The following is a 10,011-nucleotide window of genomic DNA, read 5'->3' on the forward strand; positions in this document are numbered from 1 at the left end:
TAATGATTTAATATATTTTGCACCAAAATGGAGTTAAGTTTATGCTGTTATTATGACCTTAAAGTGGGCGTTTATAAGTTTAGTGATAATTATTGGCGCCAAATAATAACTAGTAAAATAATTTTTCCATCGATTTATTTTTAAATTTTTCATCTAAATGATTTATTTTGATGCGTTATTTAGACAGATGTACCGCAAAAAATTTAAATTTATCAAATTTTACGATCTATTATGGTGCGTCTGATGAAATCCATGACACCTCCCTGTGTCGCTGAATACTGCTCTTGCTGGGGCAGATTCAGGGTCAATCGAGGAATAACTCTGATGAAGACCCCTAGTCGTAGAGATAGAGTTAGTTATTCATACTATTGTGGTTGCAAGAGAATTCAGTTTGGCCTGCTACAATATGCCCGCCTTTTCTGCGTAAGGGTCCCATTTGCAATCTTGATTGGGTTTATATTCAGTCCACAGCTCTAGCCATGTTCCTACGTCTTCGCCATAAAGCCGCGAAATTACCGCATGAGTCATATCTAAACCGGCAGCAATGCCAGATGAGGTAATAATCTTACCCAAATCAATCCAGCGTGCTTTTTTAACCCAATCTACCTTGGGTCCGGGAGCTGTAGCTTCGCGCCAAAGCAGTTTATTGGTAGTGGCCTGTAAGCCATCTAAAACACCGGCTGCGGCCAGTAATGATGCTCCGTTACAAACAGACATAACAATCTCGGCGCTTTGTGCCTGCGCGCGTATCCAATCTAAGGTAGCTTGATCTTCCACCAAAGGCACTGCGCCCCAACCGCCAGGTACTATCAGATAATCAATATGGGGAGCAGTCTCGTAGCTGTAATCAGCAACAGTTTTAATGCCGCCGTGCGCAGGTATTTGCTCATTTTTTGCCGCAACAGTAATTAATTCAACGCCAACAATATTTTTGTCATCTCCCCAGAGCTGGGCTGGAACTAGGTTGATATTGGACCACATGTCCATGGGGCCATAGACATCTAATAATTCAAAACCGGGAAAAATTAATACGCCCACAGTTTTGGTAATGGCAGGTTTAACCACTTTTCTATCGAGTTTGTCGGGTCTGAGGCCAGCGATTTCTGATAATTGCATGAATATTGTATCCTGTGTGATTTAATGATTAGTGCTTTACGTGAAGATTCAAATTAAGAATGTTGGCGAAATTTGGTTTATTAAAGCCGATTGACGCTTTTTACAGATTTATTATTAATGCCTGATTTAATCGTGAATAATGGATTACTGACTCTTTCAAAAAATGTGTCTAGTGTTTTTAAAACAGTAAGAGACTGTCCAAACATTTACGCTAATATTTGGGCTGTGTAATTTATATGTTATTGATTTTTTGCTTTTAATTATGGGCTAAAAATGTGTGCGATAATCATTGGGTGTGATATTCAGTTCTCTTTGAAATGCGCGACGCATTTTTTCTTCGCTTTTAAATCCACACGCTCTTGCAATTGACTTTAACGCCAAAGCTTCGTTTTCTAATAATACTCTGGCCTGTTGCAGGCGTAAGTTTTCAATAAATTTTGCCGGTGTTTTATTGAATTCTTGCTTAAATTTTCGAGAAAAGTTTCTGGCGCTCATGTTTTCGTGCTGCGCCAATGTTTCAACGGAAATGTCGGTAGATAAATTATCTAAAATCCAATCTATTAATTCGCAAAAATTACTGTGTGATTGCGATAAGATGAATTCACTGAATTGTTTTTGTCCGCCGGGCCTTTTGTAAAAAATAACAAGCTTTCTTGCCACGCTCATGGCGATGTTTTTCCCAGAGTCTTCTTCGACCAACGCCAGAGAAAGATCCATGCCTGAAGTGACACCGGCGGAGGTATAGATATGATCTTGTTTAATGTATAGCGAGTCTGGATCAATACATAATTGTGGGAAAGTAGATTTCATCTCTGAGCAATACGCCCAGTGTGTAGTTACATTTTTGCCGTCCAATAATCCAAGCTTCGCCAGAAAAAAAGCGCCCGTACAAATCGACACTAATCTTCGTACATTTTTATGTTTAGATTTTATAAAATTTAAAATATCAAGATCAGCCAACGCCTCGTGAACCGTTTCAGAGCCCGGCACAATTAATGTGTCCAATGAACTTGGACAGTTTGCAAACGTGTAGTCGGGGACAAGGGTTAGCCCCGAAGACATTTTTACGGGATTTAGATCTTTGGCAATGAGAAAAACGCGGTATTGCAGCGATGACTGGCCCTTTGCCTGAAAAATTTGTGCAGACGAAAAAACCTCGTGGGGGCCTGTGATATCCAAAGATTGCGCACAAGGAAAAATTATGATGCCAATATTTATTGTCTGCATATCAATTTATGCCTTTTTTATTTTCTAGCTCTTTATTCTTGGCTTTTTATTTTTTTAGTTCCAATCCCACCAGGGGAGCTATCGATCAAATCATGGTGGGCCGAATCAGTATTTCCTAAAGTCTAGCAAGTGTCGTTTCTGTCTTCAAAGACGTAATAGCTGCAAAAACGGACAAACTTAGCTTGATTGTTCAATACAAAAACTGGGTCACTCGCAAGGATTTTGGTTGATGGTGAAGAGCTTGGTTAATAGTTAGGTGCGGCAAAGTGTCACTTCCAAAAAATTACCGAAATGTATATCATTCTCATCTTTGTATGCTTAACTTGATCTAGGGATTTTTGCAGTGACTTATTCTTCTAAAAGCGTTATTGCTTATGCGCTTATATTGAGTTCGACCAGTATCAATGCACAAACCCAAATATCAAATGAAAAACCAGCATTAGAAACGGTGGTAGTGGTTGGTCAAGCAACACAATCACTAAATACTGGCTTGGCAGGTTCTGTGGATATTATTGGCAAGGACGAGCTTAACTATGAACACGTTAATGACACCTTAGAATTATTTAACAAGGTTCCGGGTGCGTATTTGGCGAGATACAACCAAGGCATTATTAATACCGATGTGGCCATTCGTGGATTTGCCGGTGATGGCAGCACGCCCCATGCAAAACTGATCATTGATGGTATTCCCAGTAATTTGCACAACGGTTACGGCGAGCTCGATCAACTTTTTCCACTGGCGATAGATTCGTTACAGGTGTTTAAAGGCACTAGTGATGCAAGTTATGGCTTGTACAATATTGCCGGTAACTACGAAATAAACACTCGCAATGATGCTGCAAAAGAAATCGAAATTTCTGGCGGCAGCTACGACGCAAAAGAATTAAGCGGTTATTTTGGTTTCGATTCTGGGTTGTTGAAACAAAGTTACTCTTTAGGGTACCGGGAATCTGACGGCTATCGGGACCACACCAATCTTGAAAAATATTCCCTTACCGGCCAATGGGCTTGGCAGTTGTTGTCCAACAGTGAGTTTAAAATAATTGCTCGTAAAAGTAGTTATGACGCCGATGCTCCCGGTTACTTATCGCAATCCGTTGCCGAGAGTAATCCTACGCGATCAGAACCCTACGCCAATCAAGATGGTGGTGAAAAAGACACCGAACATCTTAGTTTTCATTTTAGTTCTGCAATATCCGATACGTTTAATTACAACCTAAAAACCTATTATCAACACTTTGAGCGTGAGCGTTGGGTGCGATTTAGTGAGAGCAGTAGCTTGCAAAATCGTTTTGACGATCAAGATCAATTTGGGTTTCGGTCCGAATTTGAATGGTTTTTAACGCCGCAATGGTTATTAACTTGGGGCGCTGATTACGAGCAACAAGATATTATCGAACAACGTTTTGGTACTGTTGGACAAACACGAACTCGCGATACCGCAAATGTTCTTCGTAATTTTGATTATACATTTGAAAATTACGGCGGTTTTATAAAAATTCAACAAGATATTGGTGATACGCTGCGTTGGAATCTGGCGCTTAGAGCCGATCGACTTGACGGCGACTTTACTAATAAAAATACCGCAGCGCAAAGCGATATTTATAAGTTTGGTACCATTATTCAGCCCAAATTTAATGTGATCTACGCGATTACTGACGATGTGGATGTTTTCGCTAATCTTGGTCGAAGTTTTCAGCATCCGTTTGGTTCTGCTGCGTTTACCTCTGGCGATCGTAATGCCAGAGACGTTTCTTACAACGATGGTGCCGAATTGGGTTTTCAATGGAATTTAAGCACCTATTTACAAACTCGTATTTCCTACTGGCAGCAAAAAGCTACCGATGAATTTGTGTTGGTAGATGGTATAGCGCAAAACGTTGGCGAAACTAAACGGCAGGGCATTGATGTGTCGTTTAATGGCGAGCTTACACAAACGCTAAATTATTGGAGTAATATTGCGTTTATCGATACCGAAATTCTTAAAAGTTCAGATTCCGACACAAATTTCACCGGTAATGAACTTAGAAGTATTCCTGAATATACGGCATCAATCGGTGTTAATTACCAAGTGAATTCCAAACTAATAACTCGCATTCATGTTGACGCTCAAGGTGATTATTACGTGAACGAAGCCAATATTGGTGGTAAATTCGGTGGTTATGAAACGTTAAATATAAGCGCAGATTATCAACTTAATTACGCTAATATTAAATTGCAGCTCAATAATCTTACCGATGAAGACATAGAGTATGTGTTTGATTTAGGTAATAGCGGCGTTGATACCATTCATTCTCCCGGCAACGGTGTAAACGCGAATATTTCGATCAAATTCGAGCTATAACAAACTTTTGGAGCCTGTGATTAACTGATCCATGAGTTAATCGCAGGAAACTCTAGGTTCATTAGAGTTTCCTTTAATTTTATTAAACCCATTGATTTCTAATTATTGAGCCCTAGTCGGTAATGGCACGGTCTTGATAGCGTAACGAACCTTAAATGAATTCTGCAACAGATCTTAAGTACCAACACTCTGAATTAGCGACATCCCTTAAAAGTCGTATTAACAGTATTGATGCGCTACGTGGCCTAGTCATGCTCATCATGCTTGTCGATCATGTGCGTGAACGTTTTTTCCTCCACCAACAAGTTACTGATCCTATGAATATTCAGGAAACGGGTGACGGATTGTTTTGGAGTCGTATCGCTGCACATTTTTGCGCGCCCACATTTGTATTTTTAACGGGTTTGTCGGCTTGGTTGTATCAGAATTCTGGTAACACAACGCGCCCTTTGCAGAAATTTTTATTTACGCGAGGTCTATTTTTAATCGTACTTGAAATTACCTTGGTGACCTTTTCTTGGTTTGGCGGCTATCACACAATCTATTTGCAGGTTATCTGGGCAATAGGTTTATCGATGATTGCGCTGGCCGTTATGCATCCGTTGGGTAGGGTGCCTGTACTTGTTATTGGTTTGATAATCGTTTGTACGCACAATGCTTTATCGTTTATTAGTTTTAACGAAAACCAGTCGCTTTATTCGATATGGACTATTTTGCATGATCGAGGATATCTACTTAAAGACGGATTTATTAACATAAAAGTAAGTTATCCGTCATTACCATGGATTGGTTTAATCTTTATTGGATACGGCTGTGGAGCTTTGTACGGCAAAAATACCAAACCGCAATCTCGCCAAAAATACTTGTTAGCCATGGCCGGTTTAACATTGCTTTCGTTTCTCATTCTTAGAGGTTTTAACCTCTACGGCGAAGATTATGTGTGGCACACAGGTGAAACCGCTTTAGAAAGCTTAAAGGCAATGGTTAATCTAACCAAATATCCTCCTTCACTGAATTTTTTATTACTAACGTTAACGGGAACTTTCTTAGTATTAAGACTTTTTGAATGCAAATTGTGGATGTCGAATTTGGGCACCAAACTGCAGGCAGTTTTGGTGAATTTTGGATCGGCACCTATGTTTTTTTATTTGCTGCATTTATACGTTTTATTATTAATGTATAAATTGGTTGGACTATTTATGGAGCCAAATTACGGTGATTATATTAGCGTCAGTAATATAACCTGGGTTTGGATCATAGCGCTCGGTTTAATGGTGATTTTATACTTTCCTACGAAAAGGTTTTCGCAGTATAAAAAAATGCATAAAAATAGTTGGACGAAATATTTGTAAATTTACTTATTAGGTTTCTCGTGCCAACCACTCTCGTGGAGATAAGCCAACCTGGGCCTTAAATGCTCGCGATAAGGCAGATTCACTCTGATAACCGGCTTCTTCAGCAATTAATTTAATTGATTGTCCGTTTTTGAGCCATTTTTGCACCAGACCAATTCGCCAATTTTGAAGATATTTCATGGGCGTGGTGCCGAGCGTTTCGCGAAATAAATTTGAAAAAACACTGCGTGACATACCGGCTTTTGTTGCAAGGCGTTCTACAGTCCAGTCTTCTTGAGGATTGTCATGCATCGCGACTAAAGCTTTTCTCAAATTGAAGTCGGCAAGTCCGGCGAGCATTCCGACCTGGGTTCTACCACTTTCCATAAGCCCTCTGAGTAATTGCACTAACAACACCTCAAAAAGACGATCTAATACAACTTGCCTGCCGCAATAGGCCGCTTCAGCTTCTTCAAATAAGATAGTTAAGATTTTTTCACAATGTACAAGTGAGCTTAGCGGCAAACACAGGCTTTCGGGTAGCGCGTTCGCGATGGGATTGGCTTCGTTACCCACAAAAGCAACATGGGCACATAACAACAGTGCTTGTTGATCGTTTTCAACAACGAAATGTCGTACTAATGGCCGCGGATAAAACAAAAGACTGGGTTGGGTGACGGTATAGGCTTTTTTCTTACCATGCCAAACAACTACCTTGCCCGTTCTTATTAAATGCAGTTGCCCACACCCGCTTTGCGGATTAACGACATTACTGCCACAAATATGGCCAGTCTGAAATGTGTGGGCTTTTACATGAAAATGTTCGAACAGCGCCGCTAATCGATCAACCATAAAATACGATCTGCAATGAATATGATATTAACAGTAGCAAAAAGTATTGAATTGACCAATATAATCTCTACCGTCAAACAATGACTCACCCACAAACATGAAAAAATTCGGAGATTATTGTGAAATTAGAAAAGATTTTGTACAGCACAAAAGTTACGTCAACCGGCGGAAGAGAGGGCGCCTCGGTATCAGAAGATAAAGCACTGTCGGTTAAGCTTTCAACACCACAAGCCTTGGGTGGTTCCGGTGGTCCTGGTACTAACCCCGAGCAGATGTTCGCCGGTGGTTACGCGGCCTGCTTTTTAAGTGCACTGAACTATGTTGCCCAGCAACAAAAGATCAAATTATCAACAGATTCATCGGTAACCGCCGAGGTAGCTATCGGTCCGAATGAAACCGGTTTTGGCCTGCAAGTTACGTTATTTATTCAACTTAATGGTCTTGAAAAAGATATCGCTAAAGAGTTGGTTGATAAAGCACATGTAGTTTGCCCGTATTCAAACGCAACGCAAAACAACATCGACGTGCAATTAATTATTGAAGACTAATGCACAGCAAGGCTGGCTAATTACTGGTTAGGCTTGAGCCCGGCTAAATATAAATACCAGCGCGTTATTAGTTGGGATGATGAATTTTGTCGGAAAACAAGCCAGATGATTTGATCAATGCCTCTGCGGTTTTGATCTGATACTAGCTGAGCTGGTATCAACCGAATTCACACCAAATGAGTTGCTTACGTTGGTGAGCAACTCACGAAGCCGACAGCTAATTCAATAAGCATACAGACCAATTGAGTTGTGACTTACTGGATTTACTGCAAGTTGAATCAGCATAGACAAGATAACCGGAGCCAGAAACTCCGGTTGTCTAACTTCAACAGGAGCTTTTGATTAACTCTGGGATTGCTAAAAACAGTAGGTTTACCAAGCAATGGGATTACTGAAATCTAGATTGATCAAGGTTTTGTAGAAAGAAGAACAAAACACCGTGTAAAACCGTTATATCTCGCTAAAATTACTATGTCGAATACTAAACAGTATATGAACTAATAATGTGACCGATTGACCCTTTGGTGCCTTTTTACCAAACTGTTCAGTACCCTTACGTTTATTGCGCTTAATTCGGCCCGTTTAGTGTTCTTCTGACGTGTTCCTCTGCTGACTTAGCGTTCCTTTATTATTAGAGATTTTTCGTTTTCTCCATCGCCAGATCTGTAGTTTTGGCGTTACTGGAAAGCTTTGTCTTGATTGGGCTCATCCTTGAGCCTGTGAAGATTCGGAGATCAACAACCATTCCCGGTTAGTTATCAGTCCGTTGATTACGTTATCGACGAGTAAATCAATGGTATCTAGTCATGAAAATTTATTTCAGGTTTCCGTTTGCACAGAATTTATCAAAGCCCTTTTAACATTGCTTGTGGCGCTTTCGATAATGCCGTTATGTAATGTAATTACTTGATCGGCACAATAAAAGTAATGGTCATCATGGGTAATTGCGATGATGGTTTTCCCTTGAGCTTGTAACTGAGGCAAAATTTCTGTGTAAAAATGGTGTTTAAACTCTGGGTCTTGGTCGGCGGCCCATTCGTCCAGTAAGACTAATGGTCGGTCTGATACGCACACGTGTAATAACGCTAATCGTTTTTTCTGTCCGGTAGACAAGTCAGTCGTGCTAAAGCGTCCATCAACAACAGATACCTTGTGATCCAGCTTTAATTCTTGCAACCAGTAATCAATGGCGGGTTTTTTACGTTCGTAATCTTTAATTTTTTTAAACAAGTAGAAATCTGCGTACACGGTAATAAACATCTCTTTCAATAATTCTGCCGAAATAAAATTACCGTCAATTGCGACAGAACCAGAGTTTGTGGGATATATTCCGGTGATGATTTTTGAGAAAGTAGATTTACCGCTGCCATTACCGCCGACAATAAAATAGCAGCCACCCTGGTGCAGAGATAAGTCAATTGGCCCTAGCTGAAATTGATAGTCATTGTTTAAATGGTGATTGTTCGTGTGATGATGGTTTAAATTGCGATCGTTTAAATGGTTACTGTTTACTGTATTGTTGAATACGCCATAATTGAAGGTAATTTCACTGAAGGTAATACTCTTAAACGGCAGTTTTACGGTATAAGATTGATCAATAATAGATGATTTCACACCATTAACGACCTTGTTTTCTACCGATGTTGGTGCGAGTTCAAGCTGATTGATTTTACGCGCAGCAATAACTCCGTTGGTAATCGCCGGAATCATTTCAACAAGTCCTGTTAACGGTGAACGCATAAAGAGTATGGTTACTACAAAGCTGCTTACCGTAGCTAAACTCAGGTTTAAACCAAGCGTTTGATAGACAATACCACCGAATAACACCACGGCACCCAACAGTAAAAAAACCAAAGCAACCGTCCAATTTAGATTTAACGACCAAAATAGATCCGACTTTTTTTGCGCACTTTTGCAATTGTTCGCCGCAGATTTTAAATCAACATCCAATAAAGACTGTTTTCTAAGGGCATCTAGCTCAAGCTCTTTTGCGCCGTAAATAACTTCGTTATAACAAGCAAACAAATCATCTTCATAATCTCGAACTTGTTTTAAATATTTCACCATTTTTTTGGTAATAAAACGGTCAACGACTAATCCGAGCGCTACTACAACCAGCGTTAATGCCAAAAAAATCAAAGACAAATAACCCAGATACGCAATAGATGCAGCTATTAAAAAAGCGTTATAAAAAGCCATGGGTGCGCGATTAAATGCCTGCGCGATAGTTTGAATGTCTTTAGCAAGAACGGCGTGCAAGCGGTGTGCCCCCGCCTTTTCTTTAATAATAAATTCAGTGTTGAGCATTCGACTAAACACATTAACGCGCAATTTATAAACAATATCTTGACCAAATCGCATGAGCTTAACTTGCGCCACTGCCCCGCTTACAATTAGCAACAACCATAAGCACAGAAAATACCATACGATATTAGGTTTAAGATTACCGCTGATTAGGTTCTGTCCTTCAATTTGTTGGTTTAGATAATTAATGAGTAAAATACCTATGGCCGCGCTAATTGCACTCATAATCAAGGCAAATATTAGCTCGCGTTTTGATTCATACATTAAATTTTTTAGTAGCTGCACG

The 10,011-nt window shown here is 39.9% G+C and carries 7 protein-coding genes; 3 read left to right on the forward strand and 4 right to left on the reverse strand.

Going from position 1 to position 10,011, the window contains the following annotated elements; translation table 11 throughout:
* Positions 1–399: 399 nt before the first annotated feature.
* Together ACYQ28_RS03380 and ACYQ28_RS03385 are read right to left on the reverse strand one after the other, a co-directional pair.
* Positions 400–1,116 (reverse strand): DJ-1/PfpI family protein, encoded by a 717-nt coding sequence (locus tag ACYQ28_RS03380; RefSeq protein ID WP_460048077.1) that lies wholly within the window; start codon positions 1,114–1,116, stop codon positions 400–402.
* Positions 1,117–1,383: 267 nt separating this feature from the next.
* Complete coding sequence (locus ACYQ28_RS03385) at positions 1,384–2,343, reverse strand: GlxA family transcriptional regulator (protein ID WP_460048079.1); 960 nt, start codon at positions 2,341–2,343, stop codon at positions 1,384–1,386.
* Between the two features lie 343 nt (positions 2,344–2,686).
* On the opposite strand from ACYQ28_RS03385, the gene ACYQ28_RS03390 reads away from it, so the two are divergent.
* Complete coding sequence (locus tag ACYQ28_RS03390; RefSeq protein WP_460048080.1) at positions 2,687–4,687, forward strand: TonB-dependent receptor; 2,001 nt, start codon at positions 2,687–2,689, stop codon at positions 4,685–4,687.
* Between the two features lie 155 nt (positions 4,688–4,842).
* Entirely contained in the window at positions 4,843–6,039 is a 1,197-nt protein-coding gene (locus ACYQ28_RS03395) for a DUF1624 domain-containing protein (protein ID WP_460048081.1), read from the forward strand.
* A gap of 9 nt (positions 6,040–6,048) precedes the next feature.
* Here ACYQ28_RS03395 and ACYQ28_RS03400 read toward each other — a convergent pair whose 3' ends face one another.
* On the reverse strand, positions 6,049–6,873 hold the full coding sequence (locus ACYQ28_RS03400) for an AraC family transcriptional regulator (protein WP_460048082.1): 825 nt from the start codon (positions 6,871–6,873) through the stop codon (positions 6,049–6,051).
* A gap of 119 nt (positions 6,874–6,992) precedes the next feature.
* Here ACYQ28_RS03400 and ACYQ28_RS03405 point away from each other — a divergent pair, with 119 nt between their 5' ends.
* Positions 6,993–7,421, forward strand: coding sequence for an organic hydroperoxide resistance protein (locus tag ACYQ28_RS03405; protein WP_460048083.1), 429 nt, complete (start codon positions 6,993–6,995; stop codon positions 7,419–7,421).
* A gap of 819 nt (positions 7,422–8,240) precedes the next feature.
* Here the strand turns inward: ACYQ28_RS03405 and ACYQ28_RS03410 are convergent.
* A complete protein-coding gene (locus ACYQ28_RS03410; RefSeq protein WP_460048084.1) occupies positions 8,241–10,010 on the reverse strand; it encodes a cyclic peptide export ABC transporter in 1,770 nt (589 codons plus the stop codon).
* Between the last annotated feature and the right edge of the window lies 1 nt (position 10,011).

This window comes from Sessilibacter sp. MAH1 (assembly GCF_054658315.1).